Origin of the sequence: Mucilaginibacter gossypii (assembly GCF_900100945.1) — a bacterium.
In the GTDB taxonomy this organism is placed as follows: Bacteria; Bacteroidota; Bacteroidia; order Sphingobacteriales; family Sphingobacteriaceae; genus Mucilaginibacter; species Mucilaginibacter gossypii.
In genome coordinates this window covers 161,464-180,976 of record NZ_FNCG01000010.1, presented here as the reverse complement: position 1 = coordinate 180,976, position 19,513 = coordinate 161,464, and the positions used below count along the sequence as shown (strand labels likewise).

The following is a 19,513-nucleotide window of genomic DNA, read 5'->3' as shown; positions in this document are numbered from 1 at the left end:
CTTTAAGCTTATAAAGCCAAAGCAGGTTCATCTGCTGTTTGAGCTTCAGCCTGTTTTTGAAAACGGGTGATCAGCACAATCACGGAAATCACCATAACAGTTATACCGATGTAAGTAAATGCCTGTATATAAGTGATATGTTCGGACTTGAAAAGAAACCCAAACAACATCCCCCCAAGGTTACCGCCTGCACCTACTATACCGCTTACCATCCCAACATTTTTACTATTGATAAACGGAACTATACCATAAGTAGCACCATTTGACATTTTGAGGAACAGTGCAAACGAGAGCATGGAAATAATAGCCATTGTAAGGTTGCCCGAATTTGCAAACAGAACAAGACCAATGCCTTCCAGCAGCAGTACGCCGGCAAGCAATAAGCCCTTGCCCCGCATTCCGAATTTGCCACCAACTTTGTCAGATACAATGCCGCCTAATGCACGGGCAAAAATGTTCATGAAGCCAAAAATACCTGCCCAAAAACCGGCCGAACTTTGCGACAAATGAAAAGTATCTACAAAATGCAGAGAAGCTACATTATCAAAAGTGATCTCCATACCAAAACACATAGCATAAGCCAGTGTAAGTGCCCAAACACGCCAGTCGGCCAATATCGACCAATCGGTTTTTGATGGGTTGGTTTTGGCATAACCTACTTCATCATAGTTACCGTTAGGCGTGTCTTTGGTAAATTTCCAGTATACGAATGCTATTATCAGCATCATTACACCCGGAACTATCATGGCATACCGCCAGGCTTCGGCCTTGGTAAAACCAGCCCCTACTATAGCAGCAAATATTAAAGGCATCACCATATTGGTTACACCACCGCCAAGGTTACCCCAACCACCGGTTACCGCGTTGGCTGTACCTTTTATATTAGGCGCAAACATCATAGAAGTGTGGAACTGGGTAATTACAAACGATGAACCTATTACACCGATTGCCAACCGAAACAATAAGAAAGATGTGTAATCATGCGCCAGACCCACAAGAAATACAGGTAAGGACCCTATTATTAATAACCTAACGGCTGTTTTGCGCGGCCCCCAGGTATCACAAAGTTTACCTATAATAAGGCGGGCAATAATTGTTGCAGCTACAGATGCAATGATGGTGTTACCCACTTGTCCTTTACTCAAATGTAATTCGGCACGGATGGTTGGCATTAATGGCGCCAGTCCGAACCAGCCAAAAAAGCAAACAAAAAACATGAGCCAGGTAATGTGAAAGGTGCGCATTTGTACACCCTTCAATGAAAATATGTTGAGTTTGGTAAGTTGTTTTTCCATTTTTTTAAGCTTAAAGCTCAAAGCCTAAGGCTAAAAGCTGTTTGTTTGTACTTTGATTTTTTAACATTTCTCGCTTTCGGCTTTTAGCCTTAAGCTTTTAGCCTACATTACTTATTTAAAAACTCAGGTTTGATATTAAGCTGCAGGTACGCCCAAAACGGGTGCAGTTTGCTGCTATCCGGCGTTAAACCTTTAGCATACTCCATGCTGTGAGTTGCTGCCATGTAGGATAAGCCCAGATCAACAGCGGTGAATTTGTTAAGTTTATAGCTGTTGGTGAGGTCAAATTCAGTACCCAAATATTTGTCGATAGGTTGCCCGTTTGTTCCTTTCTGATCTTTAGCCAACAGAAAGTAATGATTAGCCAAATCAACGCTAAAACGCTTATTATCTGAAAGATATTTGATTTTAACGTAAGGGTTGCTCAAGCCGCCGGTTGGGGATCCGGTGCCTGCATAAAAATAGTCCATATAGCCCCAGAACTTATGCGGGGTACCATACAATGGGTCAAACCTGTGATTGGTTTTTGAAGAGGACAGCGCATCATTTCCTGACAGGTAATCCCATCCGGCTGTGTAAGCCATGTTACTGCTTTTGTATGATAAAGACCCGGTATAAGTGTAAGCACTTAATTCAGCACCGTCGCGATCATGACCTCCCTGGTAATAAAATCCAGCTGTAGCAGCCCATTCATCTTTGCTACCGAAAACGGGATTAACAAGCAGCCCGGTTGTATAACGGGTATTAACTCCTGGTTGATTAAACCGGCGGCCATATATATAACCAACATCTTCGCCTGATACGTTTTTTACCGAATCGAGCTTGTATTTGGCAAATTGATCGGCAAGGAAAAGGCCGGTTACCTTTGTTTTATTAAATTTTTTAGCAAAGTAGAGGTATTCAAGTGCTTTATAGTTTTGGTTTTGCCCATTAGTACCGGGAGGATTTAAAAATGAAAGATTGCCATTTTTGGCACTAACGCCCGATGCATTAACCAGCGGGATAAGCCCGGCAGGGGTATTAGCCAAATTACCTTTGCTATCCTTTACCGTAGCGGGCACATTGGCCGGTGTATAATAGGTACCGTTATAATTAATAGCATCAGAACTCTGATTGAATGCTGCGCCGAGATCAACCTGCCAGCCTGATTGAAGAAGTTTTAATACGATGGCGTCGTGCCTGCGGGCCTGCTGAATCCAGTCGGTAGCACCAAGCAAGCGTTCATCGTCATAGCTAATTTCCTGGCGACCAGCTTTTATGGCGAAATAATCGACAGGTGATTTTTTAAAGGAAGTGTCTTTTTTGTTGGAGAGGATCAGCTCGGCCCAGGCTTCGTGAAGGCTTAGCCGGCTGCCATCGTTGATAGTAATAGTTGAGGCATCCTGGCCCCAAAGCCTTACATCCTGTACGGATGTTTGAAAAATAAGCTTGCTGCTTTTGTAATTAAAGGTGAGCCGCGTTCGTTGTGACACAAAGGCCGCGTTTTTGTTACCTACCGGTTCTAAAGTTCCATAACCATCACGTAATTCGCCCCTTGTTTTGATCTGCCCTGTCAAAGACAGCTGCGCAGAAGCATTATAAGAAACGAAACATGATATAATTAATAGAATTTTTCCAATAGTGTATTGATTAGATACATTTTTGTACATTTGAATTGGTTTTTTATTTGTTAAAGCGATTAAAAACTATTTAACCCTGTCTGGGAATGCGACCTCCCGGCAGGGCTTTTTTATGAATTTTTGATTTTTACCATAGGCTCAATCTTTTTTGATTTATTTATCTGTTTAATTATGATAAATATAACTTATTTAATGATTGCGTACAAATAATTGATTTTTAAAATGAATTTTTATGATTAAAATCATTAAAAACTATATTTTTTGATAAAAACTCAAATTACAAACGATCAAAAACAGATGAAATGCATTTTTAACAATTTATTAATAGATAAAAAATCAATAAACCATCGCAAAAACAAAATTAAAACCATTTAAACAAAATAAAATCACTATAAAAAATCACATACATCGATATAACGCCATTTAAATTTGCTTTAAACTCTAAAAATTCGAAAAATAAATTCAAAATAAGACAGCAAAAACGAACATGACTTTATTAACCAATGCCTTGGTGTATTAAATACACCAAAATTTTAAACAAAAACACAAAAAAAGCGCCATTACCCCTTTCGGCAACGGCGCTTAATGTAAATTTCGTTCTATTTTCCGCCTAAATACACTAACATTTAATCAACTCCGACAAAAACTTTTCCATCGGCTATTTTTACCGGATAAGTTTTTATCACCAATTCCTCTTCACCCAGACACTCACCTGTAAGCAGCGAAAATGTTTTTTTATGAAAAGGACAAGCTACTTTTGGCTCGCAGCTTTCGCCGGCACTGCCGATCATGCCACGCGATATTGCCATTTGCTGCTTATGCGGACAAAGATTTTGCGTAGCATACCATTCATTGCGACGTGTAAAATTAAATATTGCTATCTGTTCATCACCGTGCTTAATACATGATCCGCCATTTTCGGGCACATCATCAACATAACAGGCCATGATCCATTGGGTTGCTATTGTTGCTTCCATTGTGTTTTCTTTTTAATAATGATCAATCTAACTTTGAACTAAAAACTCGGGATTTCCTAATAAAACCTACCATTCCTTAGCGCGAACCTGTTCACGCATTGGCTCAAATTGAGCATGAGGATCTTTTTCATCAGGCGCATTTATAAAATGAGCGAAGCGCTTGCGCATTGAAGGGTTATTTATAGCTTCTTTCCACTCGCAATGGTAAGTATTTACCAATGCCTGCATTTCCTCTTCCAACTGCTCGCCCAATCCAAGACTGTCATTTACTATTACATTTTTAAGATAGCTCATGCCACCGTCGAGTTTATTAAGCCAGGTTGCTGTCCGGGTTAACTGATCGGCTGTTTTTATATAAAACATCAGGAACCTGTCGAGATATTTAACTACAGTCTCCTTATCAATATCTGTAGCCAACAACTGGGCGTGCTGAGGCTTTGAGCCACCATTGCCACACACATATAAATTCCAACCTTTCTCCGTGGCTATAATTCCAAAATCTTTTGATTGCGCTTCGGCACACTCCCTAACACAACCGCTTACACCACCTTTAATTTTATGCGGCGCGCGGATCCCCTTATATCTATCCTCCACCTCGATGGCGAAAGTCACACTATCATGCAGGCCAAACCTGCACCAGGTACTGCCTACACAGCTTTTTACAGTACGGAGTGCCTTGCCGTAAGCATGCCCACTTTCAAAACCGGCATCAATAAGCTCTTCCCAAATTAAAGGAAGATCGCTCAGGTGCGCACCAAACATATCAATGCGTTGCCCTCCGGTTATTTTAGTATACAACCCGTATCTTTTAGCAACCTGGCCAATCACGATCAATTTATCAGGCGTAATTTCACCACCCGGAATACGCGGCACAACAGAATAAGTACCCCCCTTTTGAATATTGGCTAAAAAACGATCATTGCTATCCTGTATTGCTTCCTGCTTTACAATAACATCATTCCATAAGCTGGATAAAATACTGGCAACAACCGGCTTGCAAACCTCACAGCCATCGCCCTTGCCATAATGATCAAGTACCAGATCGTAGTTTTTCAGCCCGTTTATTTTAACAAGGTCAAACAATTCCTGGCGCGAGTAATCAAAATGCTCACAAATAACATTTTTAATATACTGACCATTTGCCTTCATGGTGCCGGCAATCAAATCTTTTACCAATGGTACGCAACCGCCGCAGCCTGTACCCGCCTTGGTGCATTTTTTCATGCCATCAATACCAGTCACACCACCCTCATTTACAGCCGAACAGATTGCACCTTTGGTAACCGCCTCGCATGAGCAGATCAGCGCATCATCAGGCAAACTCATTACACCTGCCCCTGCATTAGCTTCACCTCCCCTTGATCCTAATATCAGATCTTCAGGATCCGGCGGCAGTACTATTTTATTATTAACGGTTTGCAGCAGCATATTATAAGCATCTGCATCGCCGATTAAAATACCACCTAAAAGGTTCTTGCCATCGTTTGTAATGTTAATGCGCTTATAAATCCCCTTATGCGTGTCCTCAAACAAAATGGTACGGCAATCAGGTTCAGTAATAAAGGCATCACCAAAACTGGCCACATCAACACCAATCAACTTTAGTTTGGTGCTCATATCATAGCCATAAAAACTCTTATCAGCCTCAGTTAAATGAGCTGCTACAATATCAGCCATCTCATAGCCGGGTGCAACGAGGCCATATATCATACCTTCGTATAAAGCACATTCACCAATAGCATAAATACATTCATCACTGGTTTGCATTTTTTCGTTCACCACAATACCGCCACGTGTACCTACATGCAAACCCGCCAATTTAGCCAGCTCATCGCGCGGGCGAATACCGGCCGAAATAACCAGCATATCTACAGCAAGCTGGCTATCATCATTAAATTTTAATGAGTGGATTTTTTTATCGCCGGTAATAGCAGCAGTGCTTTTATTAAGGTGGATATGCAACCCCAGCTGGCTCAATTTCATTTGCAACATATTACTCCCTGCAGAGTCTATCTGACGCGGCATCAGGCGCGGTGCAAATTCGATGACATGCGTTTCAGAAATGCCAAGATCTATTAAAGCCTTAGCAGCTTCCAGCCCCAGCAAGCCGCCACCCATTACAGCCCCTGATTTTGCATTAACAGCGCAGGCCTTGATCAACTCCAGGTCTTCAATGGTGCGATACACGAACACACCTTCCTTTTCAATACCCGGAATATCAGGTACAAAAGCCGATGAGCCGGTTGCTAAAACCAGGTAATCATATTTAAGTGTAATGCCTTTTAAAGAGTGGATTGTTTTTTCGGTGCGATTGATTTCCTGGATGGGGTCATCCAAATGCAGCGCGATGCCATTATCTGAATACCACGATAAAGTGGATAACGAAAGATCATCAGCAGTCTTGCCGTTAAAATATTCACTAAGATGCACCCTGTCATAAGCGTGACGCGGCTCTTCGCCAAAAACAATTATTTGGAACTGTGTTGATCTGGCTAAAAGTTTTTCGCAAAACTTATAACCTACCATACCGTTACCAACAACAATGATGGTTGGTTTTGACATATCGAAATTTTTAAATGTTAAAGCAATTTTCAAACTAAAAATGAATCAACTGCGACCTTGATTTCATTTATATTACAATTATAACTCAAAAAAGCATCAAATAAAAATTTAATTTCAATTTTTTGTTAAATAAATCATGATTATTGACGTTTAAATTCATAAATTAGTGCTATTAATATAATTTACATCATTATTTAAACAGATTTTTTAAACTGATTTTGCTATTTTAACAAAATCACCAAAATATAAAGGCTTAAAAGTCTATTTTTTAATCACTAATTTAATAAAATGCAAAAACAAATACAAAATCCTGAACTTTTTGTACTTGGAGCAGGTCCAGGAGACCCAGATTTGATGACTATCAAGGGATTTAAGGTATTACAGCAGGCAAATGTGATATTATATGACAACCTGGCTAACAAAGAGTTACTGGCGATAAGCCGGGATGATTGTGAAAAGGTATACGTTGGCAAGCAACCTTATGGTGATTATACACCGCAGGAAACAATTCATGAACTGATAAAACACTACGCATTTACTAAAGGTAACGTGGTAAGGTTAAAGGGAGGCGATCCGTTTATATTTGGCCGCGGGTTTGAAGAAATCATTTATGCACGTGCACATGGTATCACCACACATTACATACCGGGTGTAACCAGCATGCAGGCCTCCGGGCTGGAAGACATTCCCCTAACCCACCGACAAGTGAGCGAAAGCGTTTGGATGGTTACCGGCACCAAAAAAGACGGCAGCCTATCTGCCGATTTAACCTGCGCCATGCACAGTAACGCAACAGTTGTTATATATATGGGGATGAAAAAGCTGGCAGAAATAGCATCAGCCTATATAAAAGCTGGCAAAGGGGATATACCGGCAGCTATTATACAGCATGCTTCATTGCCCCAACAAAAATCTGCAAAAGGAAAAGTAAGCGACCTTGAAGCTATCGCGGCAGATAATCAGCTTACTTACCCCGCTATTATTATTATAGGTGATGTTGTTAACGTAAAAAATTAAGGAAATGAAGATCAGGATAAAAGGAAACTCACTGCGTTATCGCCTCACCAAAACAGACGTGCAAAACTTTAACAGGGACGGCTATCTGGAAGAAAGCACCAATTTTGGTTCACAAGTATTTAAATATGCATTGCAACGCTCTGCAACTGAATTTTTAACTGCCGGGTTCAGCGATAACACCATAATTATGTATATGCCAGCCGCGATGGCCGTTGAATGGGCGAGCACCGATCGTGTTGGTTACGAAAGCAACAACAACCAAATGTACCTGCTTATTGAAAAAGATTTTAAATGTCTTGACAATGTGGCTGAAGACCAAAGCGACAATTATCCTAACCCATTGAGCTTAAAACTTCAACATTAACCCTGGAGTGAATTTATTTACTGATAAATATACTTTATCAGTAAATAAAAATCATTTAAACCGAAGTTATGATGAAGCTTTGGATTGGTTATTCAACCTTAAATGCCGCACGGTAAAAAATAACGCAACTAAAATTAATATCCATACCCAGGTATCAAGCGGGCAACCATCAGGTCCGCCATCATTACCATCGCAAAGGCCATCTCCCGGATCTGCATAACTCAAGGATACTGTAAGCAAATTGATTATAATAACAGCTAATACTGTTTTCCATTTTGATGTAATTATAGATAATACGTACATACTGTTATTGTTTAAAAAACATTCCGCTCCCAATCCTGTCTCCTGTGCTTTCATTAACTGCAACTACTATGTAAAGTCCCCGGCCTAAACTATTAACATTTTCCTGAAAGGTATTAGTACCAGTAGCCGATAGCTTTCTGACAATAGCGCCCGAAGGGCTAACTATACTTATCCTAACAGGTTTTGAAGATGTTTGTTCTAACTTTATATTTACTGTACTGGCCGAAACCACAGTTGGATATACCAGGAATTTACTTACACCGGGGCCCGGCCGTATTTCAAAATTTAGATTATCAGATAATTTAGTTTCGCCGGTTACCAGGTTTTGGCTAAGCCTATAAACGATCTGGCCACTGCCTGGAGTTTGGTCAGTGTAGCTATACTTACCGGTAGCTGTTGACTGCAGGCTATCTATAGTCAAAAACGTTTTGCCCCCGTCAGCACTTTTTTGAACAGCGAATTTGGTAAAATTACTTTCGTTATCAGTTTCCCAATTAAGGGATATTCCTTCGGCTACTTTTTTACCGTTAAAGCTCAGCAAGCGATAATCGTGTCCCGGTACGATACCAATTTTAAGATAAAACCTGTCATGAGCATAGCTTGCCGGATTTGCATCAACCTTAAATGCGTACTCGGCGTTATTTACAACATCGAGTGAATCATTGGTATATTTATCTTTCAGATAGATGGAATATCTTTCGTCAATGTTCTTTTTTACAGGTGAGGTGAGTTTATAAGTACCATAATTAGAGAAAGTAACGATGAGATTCACACGTTTTAATTTTTCGAGGTTACCTGTGTAATTAGCAAAACACCCTACCGAATCGCTGCTTAACGAGTAAAACAAATCAACCTGCCCCGATGGCCGATAGTAGGGCGCATCTTCACCGGGCACAAACTTGTCGGTAGCGTTTTCATCAAAATTGATGTCGGTAGAGTTATGAACAATAGCGTCTTGTACCAGGTTCATAGTTAGACGAGGAATACTGCTTTCAACATTATTGGTAGCCGGGCTTGCTGCAAATGAAGCCGTAATGTTTTTTGAAGGGCTGCCAACAACATTAAATACAGGGGTTGATGGAAGCGCTCCGCTATAATTTGAGTATGCTACCTTCATTGTTTCATCAAACTTAATAGCTGAAGCAGAGGTTGCAACGGTAAAAAATCCCTGCCCTGATAAAGCGTAGCGGCTTGCTCCTGTGCCAATAGATCCGGTACTGGCATCATACAACGCGAATTTGGTTGACGAGCTATTGGTTCCGGTACTGGCATCTTTTACCAGCATATAATAAAATTTATTAGTAGTGTTTACAGTGTAAAGGGTATGCAGATCTATTACCGAGGCATATGGATTACCAATAAGGTTTAAACCTTGTTTAACAGTCGGTGTTGACGTGTGATAAGACAAGGTAGCCGGGGCACTCACCGCGGTAGCGGTATAATAAGTTGGCGGTGTAGATGGAAAATTCACAATATTGGCCGTTAATGTTGCATTGCTGGCCCCCGTACCTTTAATAACAGTTCCAAAAAAGTTTAGCGTAGCATTATCTGTTGCCGGAAAAGGCCTTACAAAGGGGTTTGCTACACTCCTGCTCCCTCTGAAATAGTATAAAAAACCGTTTGCAGGTGGCAAACCCTGGCTTGTTGAGCTAAAAGGCTTGTATTCATTATTCAATACCTGATTTACATCCGAAGTAACCGGTGCGTTTTCATCATAAACAAATACCGAAGGGCTGTTGCCGGTAGCTGTAGCATCATCAAATCCATTTGTTGTACCCCCTGGACCGGTAATGTACGTTGTAGCGATAAGCGGTAAAAGATTATAGGTGCTAAGCGAACCGGTTGTTAAAAATGTTGATGTTGTATTAAGTACCGGCGATGACATTAGCATATAGCGACGCAATGTACCTTTCACATAACGTTGAACATTGATACTGCCCGTAATGGCGCCTGCTGAAAGACTGCCGATACTTGCATCGCCTGCAGCGGTGGATAGTATGGTAAGCGCCGTTGTGGTCGATGTGACATTGCCTACCGCAAGCGTTGACGATGAGTTAACATTTAATGTATAAGTTGGCGCGACGGTAAATGTACTTCCTGAGGCCATTGTTTTTGTTCCGCCTGTGGTGAAGGTAACATTGTAAAAATTTGTTCCCGTGGCAGTTGCGTCTGTAAGGGTTTGGGTTGTACCGTCAAATGATATCAGCGCGGATGGATTAGGCGTGAACGTACCTGTATTTGTGTAATTACGCGAGATATTTAAAGCACCCGTACCCATATTCATGGTACCTGCATTGCTAAGTGTTCCGTTTATATCAATTGATCCCGTACCACCGGTAATGGTTGCTGCCGAATTATTCGTCCACGTGGCCGCTGTTGATCCGGCTGCACCTATAGTAGTGGTAGTATTTGTGGGGTTTGAAAAGGAGACGTTTGAGTTTGTCGTAAGCGTAGAATCGACGTTAAGATAACTCGTCTGCCCCGTACTTGCAGATCCACCTATAACCGCTGTCCCCGTCCCCTGGATCACCAGGTTATCATAAATAGGATCAGTTGAAGCGTTAGTGTTAACTACGCCACCACCAGGACCAAACCCAAGTGTGGCTGTAGTATAAATTAAAGGATTTGAGCCGGTATACCTGACCGTTGCCTTACCACCCGGGTTATGGTCGCCATAAAAGTTTGCTGAAGAATACGGGGTAACTAATGTACCAATAGCACTCGTATTAGCCAATACTAATGTGGGATTCGTATTCGTGTTTGTTACTTTATACGATGTACGGGCATTGACCGTAAAGTAACCTGAATTTCTGGCCGTCACGCCCCGGTTGGTAAAATTGATCTGCCCGTTTATGGTCATCGTGCCTCCTTCAAGCCTGATACCGCTGCCATTTATTTGTCTAACGTTTAAATTAATATTAACGTTATTGCTTACTGTAAAAGCAGATGCTTCAAGGATTAAAAACGAAAAGGATGAGGTTGTTACAGAAGCAGTGCTGCCAAACTGTAAGTTGGTGCAGGTTACAGTTCCCGTTCCCCTGATATCATTAAAAATGCTTGTGCCTGAAGTGCTTGAATTATAGTTTTGGGTAATATCTCCCGCTACGGTGAGTGTGGCGCCGTTAACAGTTAAAACGGTTCCCGTTAATGTTGTGCCGCTTAGTACGTAAGTGGAAATGTATTGAATACTTCCAAATGTAATGGAGCCAACTGTTACACTTGTAGCCAATACCGGCTGATTGGTATATATTGATCCGGTTACCCCAAACTGAACAATGTCATCGGTTCTGCCCCCACTTCCCGGATAAGTGGCTGTTCCACTTCCCGAGCCGGAAATAGTCCAATTCGCCGTAGTATTCCAATCCGTTGATGAACTGCCATCCCAGGCAAAGGTATAAGAAGCGAGGGCGTTGCTAGCACAAAAGAAAAGATTTATCAAAAGCAGTAAAAAAAATTTCCGTGGTGTTTTAAAGACATCCCGCAAGTGCATAGTTATCCCATATTTATTAATAGTTACGTTTTACGAAAAACCTATCGCAAAGGTTTTTAATTAAAATGTGAATTAACCTATAATTAACACCTCTTGCTCTATCTTGCTCATTTTAAAGCGTATTTACAGTTGAGCAATATCAGCGTATGCAACCTTATGAAGATTGGATGAAGGCTTGGGCCGAGAGTTGTTCATGTTTAAATATGAATTATATATTTGTAACTCATATTTAAACATGGCTAATCATAAAAAGACTGAGTTTGCCGCAACAGATCAGGACATATCAATGGTAGCAAAGGCGCTTTCGCACCCTGCAAGAATCGCTATTATGCGCATTTTGGCACAGCACAAGCATTTTACCTGCGGCGAAATAGTTGAAATACTCCCTTTAGCGCAGCCAACGGTATCCCATCATTTAAAAGAATTGATGGATGCCAAGCTGATCACTGTTGCAATTGATGGTAAAAAATCGTTGTATGATGTAAACTGGCCAACCTGGAACAGATATACAGCCGAGTTTGAAAATATGCTCAGTGCTATTAACAAGGCGGACCAGCAGACCTGATCTGCCTTGTTAATTTATGGGTTATATTCATACACAACCTTATAAGGTACCTGTTTAAGCGAGGCAGATACCTGTCCTATCTTCAGATCACGCGGTTGTGGCGTAGGCTCACAAAAGGAATAAGCTTTTCCTTTATAAAGCACGGGTTTCCCCATCGGTTTATCAAACTGCACTGCCATAGTTATATGAGTTGGATATAACACCGCTATCATCGGCAAATTGTATATTTCTTTAACAAGGTAAAAAAATAACGCGGCACGATCGTCGCAGTCGCTGTATTGGGCAAACAGCGTTTCTTCGGGGCTCAACCGTTTCTCCCGGCCAAAATTCATATCATCATTTTCATATAAAAAGGCATATCGCGTAAAATGCATCAGGTAATCAACGCCTTTTTTGATACTCATGCCGTCCACATTTTTCTTTAGCAAAGGAATCAGCGATCCATAAGTTTCTTTACTTAGGGGAATATTGAAGTAATATTCAAAATCGACAACCGGATAATTCCTGAAAATGGAATCAATCAGCGGGTTAAGCTTAATCTTGAAATAGTATGCCTTATGCCGATATGTAAACTGCAGGTCCTTTTCAACATAGTCCGCAGGCGTAAAATCAGGCATGCTCGTAACCTTATATGAAAATGAGTTTATTGCACCGGGCACATTGATATCAACAGGAATAGCAGGTTGTATTGTAAGATCGGTACCCGGGTAGTCATGAATGTTAAGACACATGTACTTTTTATCATTAACCGTATAAGAAGGAATATCTGATACATCCTCATTGTTGTAGACATAAAAAATGATTTTTTTTCCGGCCAGCGCCAATCGTGCATCATAGCCCGATTTAACCATCAGGAACCATTTATACAAGGTATACCTACTGTAATTTTTTTCTTTAGGACTTATCTGCTGGGCAGTTTTACGCACGAGCTGGTAATACAGCCAGTCATTAAGCTGGTGATCTTGTTTATAACTCAACAATGCATCAAGTAGAGGTTTATAATTACCGGCATCAACATTGATATAAAAGCTTTGTATGTTATTTACCGATAGTCCGCCTGTGGTATCCCTAATAGTTAAAGCATCGGCATTAAATGTACCATCATAAAAAGCAAAACAAATCCTACTGTTATTTTGAGCAAACAAATTAACTGTACTTAAAAGTATCAAACAAGGGAATAATATTTTAACATATCTGCCCATAGCAAACACATCATTTTACTTATAAGGGTTAAAGCATTTTGGTTTATGTCTAAATATACAAAATTGCAAATTAAAACATCAATTGACTTAATATTATTTTAATCGTTTAACAACATACTATTAATACTAGGCGCATAGATTTGAATTGGAAAATTATGATGCATGGGGACAGAAACATTAGGTAAAAGAATACTATGCTTATTTATAGCAATAGGATATTTCTTTTTTTCGTGTTTGCATGTTACACGATGTCCCAAAATTGCAGGTCATGCTAAAACAGGAAAGTATTTAACGCTTAACAACGGAACGGTAAAACAAAACGATCCGGTTATTTCGAGTGCAAATAACAGCAAATCGGCACCTGTTCTCTTTTTATCCCGCCCCCGGGTCATTTTCGGCAAAACCTTAACTGCATTAAATAATCAATTCAGGTTAATTCGTACCTGTGAGTTATGCCCGTTCCGGCTCATATCACAATATGACACTCAAAGTAGATTTCGGTCTCACAAGGTTTTTTACGCTGCTAACATTTTTTCCATTACCTGTACCTGGAAAATCTGAGTTATCAGCTTCTCACCTGCCAGTACCTTTTACAATGTTTTCTTAATACCTGCATTTACAGCGATTAACGCTGTATTATTAATTTATTTAAAAATCGTGTATACAAGTTATGCCTTATTTCAACTTAAAATTTTCAAATACCGATAACGAACTGGCTAATTTTGCCAAAGCCCTTGCGTTGCCGGTCAGGATTGCCATTGTTCGTATTATTATAGCTAACGGCAATTTAGTGCCCAAAGAAAGTTTATATAGCATCCCATTTAACCAAGAAACAATAACCAAGCACATTGCCGAATTAAAACGGATGGGTATTTTAAAGACTCATGGTTTACGCGGCTCAATTAAATACAGCATTGACGAGCGCTTGTTTCGTCAAATGGCCGATGGATTTGCCATGCTATTTGAAAGTATAAGAAGATTTGAACATGATCTGCAGGATTATTAAACTTGATTATACGAACATCGAGGTGAATTTCTGAACGTAAAATGATTAATTGCAAAAAAAATCAATTATAATAACCTGATAAACAGACACTTCGTTATAACATTTGCTTAACCTGTGCTTAAAGTACCAATTCAGATTTGGCAATTCGGTTCAGATTTGTACTTTTGCGCCCGGAGAGTTGGCAGAGTGGTCGATTGCGGCAGTCTTGAAAACTGTTGAACTGTGAAAGGTTCCTGGGGTTCGAATCCCTAACTCTCCGCAATACGAGATTTTATCTAAATCATCATAGGGCTGTTCATCAATGAGCAGCCCTAATTGTTTTAATTTCAGCCTATTGTGTGTGAAGTCTGGATGTAGCTGAGGTGTTCTAAATATACCTTCTTTAAACGTGAGACCTTGTTTGAACACCTCCCTTAAAATAGCATGCTGCTGGTTGATTGTCGCTTCCTCAAAAATGTGAGGCAGGTTTAGCAGATAAGGCAAAACTAATAGTTCCTGATTGATAAAATCTTCTAAACTATCTTCCAATTCTTCTTTACGAGCCATTAATTGAGCTTTTTCCGCTGTGAACCTTTTATTCCATTTTTTATAGGTATCGGCATTGATTGTATCATCCATTACTTTTTGTTCGGCATTTTCCATTTTTTCTGACAGCAAGCCCAACTGCTTATCGACATCGGCCAGTTCCTTATCCCTAACGGATTGCATTCCATTTAAGCCGCTTTTAACATCATCGACAATTTCATCAATCAGTTCCTGCGAAAAACTCATATTGATCAAAAGTTTGTTGAATTGCTCATGTAAAAGTGTACCTGAAATATTGGTACTGGTATGCTTTATACAACGATAATACAGGTAGTATTTCTTTTTGCCTTTACACCAGCCCGCTGTCATACTATAACCGCAACAAGGACTTTGTAAAATCCCCTTAAGTGGGAATTCTGCTTTGGGATGGCTTTTCATCGCCCGTTTGGTGATACCCAACATGTCTTGAACCCGCCAATATTGCGTTTCGGAAATGATGGGATCATGGATACCCTTTACAATCTTTTCTGGATTTTTCCCATGGGCTACAACTCTAACTAAGCCAGCATATAGGGGATTTGTCAAAATCCGAAAGATAGCTCCGTTTCCGCTTTGTGGAAAACCTATATTTTTTAACTCCTGATGTATCAGATAACGAGGAACGCCCGCGAGATAATCCCTGAATATTTTTTGAATGATGTAGGCTTTCGTTTCGTCAATCATCAAAACCATTTTGCCATCTTTCCCCCTGCCATTCAGATAGCCATAAGGCGCTTTGTTCAGATAACGCCCTGATTCCTGTGCATGCCTCGCACTCATCTTTGCCCTTCTACGTATGGTTAGCAATTCCTGGTTGGCGATAAGGTATTTAAATGCCCTGAGAAGGAATACGGAAGGGTCGGACGTGTCTATGTCTAATGGCTCGCTGGTTGCCACTACCTTAATACCGTGAGTCTTTTCTAACTGCTCTATTTTCTGTAATGCTTCGGGCAAGTTGCGACTGAAGCGGTCATGGTCAAGTACAATAAGATATTTTACTTTACCACGGTGTTCTTTGATGAATTTTTCTAACGCTTTGTAATCCGGCCTGTCAAATGTAAAGCTGGATGCACCATCATCAACAAAAATGGAGTTGAGCGCAATATGATTATACTCACAATAATCCCTGATGTTCTTTTCCTGATACTCGATAGAGTGAACGGACTGATCCTTTTTACTTATTCTTATATACCCAATGGCGTCCATTTTTTCTCCTTTTTATAATAATTTCCAAGACAATTTCAGCTAATAATTTACGGAAATTATTGCTAAAATCCTCATTTTCAGAATTCTTTTTATCTATAGTTTCAGTGCAAGTTATAGCTGATTTTTGTTCCATAAATGAAGTTTATCAACCATCAAGATTGCAAGGTTGTAAGTGATATTTCAGAGAAAACGAGCGGTATCCCTAAGATGAAATTGATACTTATCGTAAGTGTCAAAATAATAGCGGGAGAAGTAGAAAGCATCGAAGGACTTTACTTGCGACAGCAACGCCCGTCTGCTGCGGAGCAGCAGCGGGCGACCCGGCCTTTCAGGCTATATTTCGACGACTAAGCCGTCCTGACAATCTGCCGCTTCTTTTTCAGCATCCTCGCGACTATCAAAAACCAGCGTGTTGCCATCCTCATCCGTGCAGATTGCAGCATATTCAGGCCCGCCGTGCATTTCCAGTACCAAGTATTTATAGCTTTGCTGTTCAATCTCTTTAGCTGGCAGATAAAACAATTGTATGGCCAGCGCAAAGCGTGGTGATTTAGCCTTGTTTAAACCATACTGTTCTAAACAATGGTTGCTGAATATAGCTAAGTAACCACCAAATAACTGTTCTGAAAACACGTTAGCACTTTTAGTCAACCCATTAGCATAACGTTTAATAACTCCTGTAACCTGATAAGACAGGTTCAGCCATTGCTGATAACTCAAAAACGGATTATTCCAGTTAGCAATCATTTCTTGTTCGCTACTGGCAATTTTTTCCGCTATAGTGTTAACATATTCCAAAAAGTCAGGCATTTCAGACCTGAACAGGTCGAAAATGATTTTAGCTTTTTCGACATTGGTTAATTGATCTATCGTTTTCATGATTTTTTTAATTTAAATAAAGGGGCATTACTGCCCCATCTATTAGTTTAAGCTGCTTGCGCCGTGCTTGGCAAAATCGGCACACAGGTCAAATGCAGTTTGGTTGCGTTGCAACCCTGTACCGCCCATGATGGATTTGAATTTGCTTTCCTCGTCCCTGAAATTACGGACGTTTTGAAAGTAGCCCGTTACGGCATTATAGGCACCGAATAGTGTACCCTTAGCGGTGCTCTCTTGCTGAGACGGTGCAGTCATTGCATAATCAAACACACTGCTGACCATGTTGTTAAATTGGCTCGATAATTCCGCATGTTTGCCGGTGGTTAACTTTTCGTGGGTTTCCTTATTCGGGCACATGGCTAATTGTATCAGCTTCTTTAATTCAGGGTCGGTAATGCGTACCCGTGACCAGCGGTTAAAAATCGCCTCCAGTTCCGTTGATAGCTGATTGGTAATGCCAAGCATCTTGTGCGCTTCTTTCAGTTTATCGGAAGCGCTGGCGGTATGCCTGATTTTTACATGGTTGACATGGTTACGCATGGCGGCATTGAGTGTATTTTGGCAAACAATGCGAACAGGCGTAAAAGCAATATAAATACTCCCTGTTCCGTCATGCGAAGCATTCAGAAATAAGTATTTTTCAATACAATCGTTGCGCCCGACTTTGATATAATCGGGTAGCTTGGCGGTAACAAAAATACGTTCGCCTTTACCTAAAGCCCCGGCAGTTTCGTACATAATGCCGCCTTTGCCGCCTACAATGCTATCAAAAAAGCTGAATGTATCCACGTTTTGTATCACCTCGTAATCTTTACCGACCACGCCCAACGGCTGCTCGGTATCGGTGCGAACTGTAGCGAAGAAGTCAGGCACTTCAATTTCGGGTATAATGATACCATCTTCTGTATTGCCTATGTAGTTTGCAGTATCATAAGTAAACAAAGGCCTTTTTTCTACCGTGTAATCTAAACAGGCGTGTTGTATCGCTTCTGCGCTCGTTGGGTATTGGCTAATGATCTGCCCCAGGCCGTGCCATGCTTTTTCCTTTACGCTGAAAAAACTATGTTTTCCAGCCTGTTCGTTATAATTGAGATTATGTGCCATGACTTTAAGATTTGAGTTTATAATCCATGAATTCAAGTTTTTTAATTTTCACCTTGCGGGTGTCGCTGATTGTGCAGGTTGCCTTACGCTGTATTTCCGTGATGGCATCATGTACCTGTAGGTGGCTGGTCTGTATGGTCGCTTTGACCAATAAAAAAATGGTATCTTCCATAGCCTTACGAATTATAGCAGTCCACAAAATCCGCCAGTTCCCGTTGGAAAACTGCGGGGTTCTCTTTCGCCAGTTGTTCCGCATAACCCTCCCAAAAAATTTGGTTGGTCAGTTCTATAAATAGCTGTAGCATACCTGTAAATTTTAGTAAATAAAAAATCCCCATGCCATAAAGGCACAGGGCTATTGCTGTTTAAGGAATAACGATAGTGGCTTCAACCTCGGCCAATTTTTCAATGCAAAGCTGTTTCACCATATCCACCACGCGGGAAATGATGTAAGGATTTTTTGTTACGAACTCGTTATTATCATCGTCCGAAATCACCAGTTCACAGCGCAGGAATTTGCTGTCTGCCGTGGCATCGTCTTTGTCGTCATTTTGCGTAACGACAAAGGTGTCCAGATTGGAAACGGTGTTAAACAGCTTGTTCTTTTGTGCAATCTTCTTACCCAATTGCTCCACTAATTTTACAGTATCTTCCAAACCCCGTGTTTGGGTTTCTTGTAACTCCGCCTTTAATTCTTTTTTGGTCGGCTCGGCAGCTTTCATGGGTTCAGTTGCTTCGGCTTTTGCAGGCGAAGCGGCAAGGCCGGCCGCAGGCGCGGCAGTTTGGGACGCCGTAGCGGTTGCGGCTTGTGCGGTATTTTTAGCTGTAGTTTCATCGTTTTTATCTTTACCTGCGACGTTGGGGCGCATATTAGCGGCGGCAGGAGTTTGTTTTTTATCGTTGTTGTTTGCGGTTGAGGTTGTTGCTTTTACTTCTTTGGTTTCCATGACTTCTAATTTTTAAATGGTTTTTACTTAATTCAATTCTTAATCCCTGTGATGGTCGGCGGTCTTGCTGTTCCGTCAGGCCGGGGGCGCTCTGCTATTCCGTGTGTCCATATCCGTTATGCTTTTCAATCAAGCCGCTCGGCATACGCCTCGCTGGCTTTTTGTAAGCACCCTCACCTGAACACGGCGGGCTGCAGGACAAGACTTTGCGGAAAAAAATACTACCCCGGAGCGCAGCGCAGGGGATGGAGATTTTTTTCCAGCAAACCCGCAGGGCCAGGTCTTGGCAGGCAGCACGACGTTCAGAAATTTGCTTGCGAAAAAGCCAGAGGGGGAAATTTGGATAACCTAAAAAGCGCTTAGTAAAGCATGAAAACAACAACAGGCAATATGGCCGAGGAACGTGGCCATGT

General features: G+C 41.0%; 16 protein-coding genes, 1 tRNA gene and 1 pseudogene. 5 read left to right on the top strand and 13 right to left on the bottom strand.

Going from position 1 to position 19,513, the window contains the following annotated elements:
• Window positions 1-8 precede the first annotated feature (8 nt).
• The 4 genes from BLS28_RS18535 to nirB all read right to left on the bottom strand — a co-directional run bounded on the left by BLS28_RS18535 (window position 9) and on the right by nirB (window position 6,453).
• Window positions 9-1,295, bottom strand: coding sequence for an MFS transporter (locus BLS28_RS18535; RefSeq protein WP_091170827.1), 1,287 nt, complete (start codon window positions 1,293-1,295; stop codon window positions 9-11).
• A gap of 107 nt (window positions 1,296-1,402) precedes the next feature.
• Window positions 1,403-2,944 carry an alginate export family protein gene (locus BLS28_RS18530; protein WP_091170825.1) on the bottom strand — a complete coding sequence of 514 codons (1,542 nt, stop codon included), beginning with the start codon at window positions 2,942-2,944 and terminating at the stop codon, window positions 1,403-1,405.
• A 596-nt stretch (window positions 2,945-3,540) separates the two neighbouring features.
• Window positions 3,541-3,891: a nitrite reductase small subunit NirD gene (gene nirD / locus BLS28_RS18525; RefSeq protein ID WP_090525796.1), complete on the bottom strand. Its 351-nt coding sequence runs from the start codon at window positions 3,889-3,891 to the stop codon at window positions 3,541-3,543.
• Window positions 3,892-3,957: 66 nt separating this feature from the next.
• Window positions 3,958-6,453 carry a nitrite reductase large subunit NirB gene (gene nirB / locus BLS28_RS18520; protein ID WP_091170822.1) on the bottom strand — a complete coding sequence of 832 codons (2,496 nt, stop codon included), beginning with the start codon at window positions 6,451-6,453 and terminating at the stop codon, window positions 3,958-3,960.
• A gap of 288 nt (window positions 6,454-6,741) precedes the next feature.
• Between nirB and cobA the strand changes: the two genes are divergently transcribed.
• A complete protein-coding gene (gene cobA / locus BLS28_RS18515) occupies window positions 6,742-7,470 on the top strand; it encodes a uroporphyrinogen-III C-methyltransferase (protein WP_091170819.1) in 729 nt (242 codons plus the stop codon).
• Window positions 7,471-7,474: 4 nt separating this feature from the next.
• Entirely contained in the window at window positions 7,475-7,834 is a 360-nt protein-coding gene (locus BLS28_RS18510) for a DUF7009 family protein (RefSeq protein WP_091170817.1), read from the top strand.
• A 66-nt stretch (window positions 7,835-7,900) separates the two neighbouring features.
• On the opposite strand, the gene BLS28_RS18505 is transcribed toward BLS28_RS18510, so the two are convergent.
• Both BLS28_RS18505 and BLS28_RS18500 read right to left on the bottom strand, forming a co-directional pair.
• Entirely contained in the window at window positions 7,901-8,137 is a 237-nt protein-coding gene (locus BLS28_RS18505) for a hypothetical protein (RefSeq protein WP_091170812.1), read from the bottom strand.
• A gap of 4 nt (window positions 8,138-8,141) precedes the next feature.
• On the bottom strand, window positions 8,142-11,576 hold the full coding sequence (locus tag BLS28_RS18500) for a beta strand repeat-containing protein (RefSeq protein ID WP_143020815.1): 3,435 nt from the start codon (window positions 11,574-11,576) through the stop codon (window positions 8,142-8,144).
• A 286-nt stretch (window positions 11,577-11,862) separates the two neighbouring features.
• Here BLS28_RS18500 and BLS28_RS18495 point away from each other — a divergent pair, with 286 nt between their 5' ends.
• A complete protein-coding gene (locus BLS28_RS18495) occupies window positions 11,863-12,192 on the top strand; it encodes an ArsR/SmtB family transcription factor (RefSeq protein WP_091170804.1) in 330 nt (109 codons plus the stop codon).
• A gap of 14 nt (window positions 12,193-12,206) precedes the next feature.
• On the opposite strand, the gene BLS28_RS18490 is transcribed toward BLS28_RS18495, so the two are convergent.
• Window positions 12,207-13,361: a hypothetical protein gene (locus BLS28_RS18490; protein ID WP_369596632.1), complete on the bottom strand. Its 1,155-nt coding sequence runs from the start codon at window positions 13,359-13,361 to the stop codon at window positions 12,207-12,209.
• 703 nt (window positions 13,362-14,064) lie between these two features.
• On the opposite strand from BLS28_RS18490, the gene BLS28_RS18485 reads away from it, so the two are divergent.
• Both BLS28_RS18485 and BLS28_RS18480 read left to right on the top strand, forming a co-directional pair.
• Window positions 14,065-14,400 (top strand): hypothetical protein, encoded by a 336-nt coding sequence (locus BLS28_RS18485; RefSeq protein WP_091170798.1) that lies wholly within the window; start codon window positions 14,065-14,067, stop codon window positions 14,398-14,400.
• Between the two features lie 172 nt (window positions 14,401-14,572).
• A tRNA-Ser gene (locus tag BLS28_RS18480) sits at window positions 14,573-14,659 on the top strand.
• Window positions 14,660-15,393: 734 nt separating this feature from the next.
• Here the strand turns inward: BLS28_RS18480 and BLS28_RS31605 are convergent.
• From BLS28_RS31605 to BLS28_RS18455, 6 genes and pseudogenes are all read right to left on the bottom strand, one after another.
• A pseudogene (locus tag BLS28_RS31605) lies at window positions 15,394-16,170 on the bottom strand (recombinase family protein); the annotation flags it as partial.
• Window positions 16,139-16,303, bottom strand: coding sequence for a hypothetical protein (locus BLS28_RS30940; RefSeq protein ID WP_176844506.1), 165 nt, complete (start codon window positions 16,301-16,303; stop codon window positions 16,139-16,141). The gene BLS28_RS30940 and the pseudogene BLS28_RS31605, both read right to left, overlap by 32 nt.
• Before the next feature lie 200 nt (window positions 16,304-16,503).
• A complete protein-coding gene (locus BLS28_RS18465) occupies window positions 16,504-17,049 on the bottom strand; it encodes a hypothetical protein (RefSeq protein WP_091170793.1) in 546 nt (181 codons plus the stop codon).
• Window positions 17,050-17,091: 42 nt separating this feature from the next.
• Window positions 17,092-18,153, bottom strand: a complete 1,062-nt coding sequence (locus tag BLS28_RS18460) for a DUF932 domain-containing protein (protein WP_091170789.1) — start codon at window positions 18,151-18,153, stop codon at window positions 17,092-17,094.
• Between the two features lie 4 nt (window positions 18,154-18,157).
• Window positions 18,158-18,325 (bottom strand): hypothetical protein, encoded by a 168-nt coding sequence (locus BLS28_RS30935; protein WP_176844505.1) that lies wholly within the window; start codon window positions 18,323-18,325, stop codon window positions 18,158-18,160.
• Window positions 18,326-18,518: 193 nt separating this feature from the next.
• A complete protein-coding gene (locus tag BLS28_RS18455; protein WP_091170786.1) occupies window positions 18,519-19,100 on the bottom strand; it encodes a hypothetical protein in 582 nt (193 codons plus the stop codon).
• Window positions 19,101-19,513 lie beyond the last annotated feature (413 nt).

Bases quoted from the DNA above. Each gene is read 5' to 3' on its own strand.
- BLS28_RS18510 (WP_091170817.1), top strand. From the start codon at position 7,475: ATGAAGATCAGGATAAAAGGAAACTCACTGCGTTATCGCCTCACCAAA.
- nirB (WP_091170822.1), bottom strand. From the start codon at position 6,453: ATGTCAAAACCAACCATCATTGTTGTTGGTAACGGTATGGTAGGTTAT.
- BLS28_RS18455 (WP_091170786.1), bottom strand. From the start codon at position 19,100: ATGGAAACCAAAGAAGTAAAAGCAACAACCTCAACCGCAAACAACAAC.
- BLS28_RS30935 (WP_176844505.1), bottom strand. From the start codon at position 18,325: ATGGAAGATACCATTTTTTTATTGGTCAAAGCGACCATACAGACCAGC.
- BLS28_RS18495 (WP_091170804.1), top strand. From the start codon at position 11,863: ATGGCTAATCATAAAAAGACTGAGTTTGCCGCAACAGATCAGGACATA.
- cobA (WP_091170819.1), top strand. From the start codon at position 6,742: ATGCAAAAACAAATACAAAATCCTGAACTTTTTGTACTTGGAGCAGGT.
- BLS28_RS18460 (WP_091170789.1), bottom strand. From the start codon at position 18,153: ATGGCACATAATCTCAATTATAACGAACAGGCTGGAAAACATAGTTTT.
- BLS28_RS18530 (WP_091170825.1), bottom strand. From the start codon at position 2,944: ATGTACAAAAATGTATCTAATCAATACACTATTGGAAAAATTCTATTA.
- BLS28_RS30940 (WP_176844506.1), bottom strand. From the start codon at position 16,303: ATGGAACAAAAATCAGCTATAACTTGCACTGAAACTATAGATAAAAAG.
- BLS28_RS18465 (WP_091170793.1), bottom strand. From the start codon at position 17,049: ATGAAAACGATAGATCAATTAACCAATGTCGAAAAAGCTAAAATCATT.
- BLS28_RS18505 (WP_091170812.1), bottom strand. From the start codon at position 8,137: ATGTACGTATTATCTATAATTACATCAAAATGGAAAACAGTATTAGCT.
- nirD (WP_090525796.1), bottom strand. From the start codon at position 3,891: ATGGAAGCAACAATAGCAACCCAATGGATCATGGCCTGTTATGTTGAT.
- BLS28_RS18535 (WP_091170827.1), bottom strand. From the start codon at position 1,295: ATGGAAAAACAACTTACCAAACTCAACATATTTTCATTGAAGGGTGTA.
- BLS28_RS18485 (WP_091170798.1), top strand. From the start codon at position 14,065: ATGCCTTATTTCAACTTAAAATTTTCAAATACCGATAACGAACTGGCT.